Origin of the sequence: Rhodococcus sp. R1101 (assembly GCF_000278445.1) — a bacterium.
GTDB classification, from domain to species: domain Bacteria; phylum Actinomycetota; class Actinomycetes; order Mycobacteriales; family Mycobacteriaceae; genus Rhodococcus; species Rhodococcus gordoniae.
Genome location: NZ_AJVB01000837.1, coordinates 1 through 861, shown reverse-complemented (window position 1 = coordinate 861; position 861 = coordinate 1). Strand labels below are relative to the sequence as shown.

1 protein-coding gene is annotated in these 861 nt (G+C 67.9%); it reads right to left on the bottom strand.

Features of this window, described 5'->3' with window-relative positions; genetic code table 11:
• Positions 1-861: MFS transporter (locus R1101_RS0124610; RefSeq protein ID WP_016935784.1), on the bottom strand; the 861-nt coding region annotated here is incomplete at both ends.

The following is an 861-nucleotide window of genomic DNA, read 5'->3' as shown; positions in this document are numbered from 1 at the left end:
ATGCCGACGGCGCCCGCGAACGACTTCTCCAGCGCGGTCTCGGTCTGCTCGTCGACCGACGCGGCCTGCGGACTCGCCGCGATCGTCGCCGCGAGCGAGGCCGAGTATCCGGCCGTGAGCAGCGCGCCGAGGATCGACTGGACGATCGCTCCACCGAGGTCGCGTTGCAGATCGGCCGTGCCGGAGGCCATCCCGGCGCGGGAGACCGGCACCGATCCCGTGAGCGAATGCGAGGCCGGGGTACCGGCGAGACCGACACCGGCTCCCAGGCACATGAATCCCAGGGCGATCACCCAGTAGTGCGCGTCCTCGTCCCACAGAATCAGCGCGACGACGAGTCCGGCCACGATCGCGACGTAACCCGACAGCAGGGTGAAACGGGAACCGCGAGACCCGACGAGTTTCGCCGACTGCGGTGCCACCAGCACCATCACGAGTGCGGCGGGCAGCGCTGCCGATCCCGCCGCGAGCGTCGAGTACCCGAGCACGTTCTGCAGGTACTGCTGACTGATGTACATCGTGCCCATCAGGGTGCCGAACACGATGATGCCTGCAACGGCCGCGACCCAGAACACGCGGCGCCGGGCGATGTGCAGATCGAACAGTGGATTGGCCGCCCGTAGCTGACGCATCACGAAGACGATCGCCGCGGCGAGGGCGATCACCAGCGCGGAGACCGCGATGGTCTCCATCCCACCGACAGGCACGAAGTTGATGCCGAGTACGAGCGAGCCGACGAGCACCACCGAGACGATCCCGCCGAGATGATCGACCGGCTCGGTCGACTCGTTGACGTGACTCGGCACGAACACCCAGGTCAGGGCCAGCGCGACGAGCGCGAGCGGGATCGTCACGAGGAAG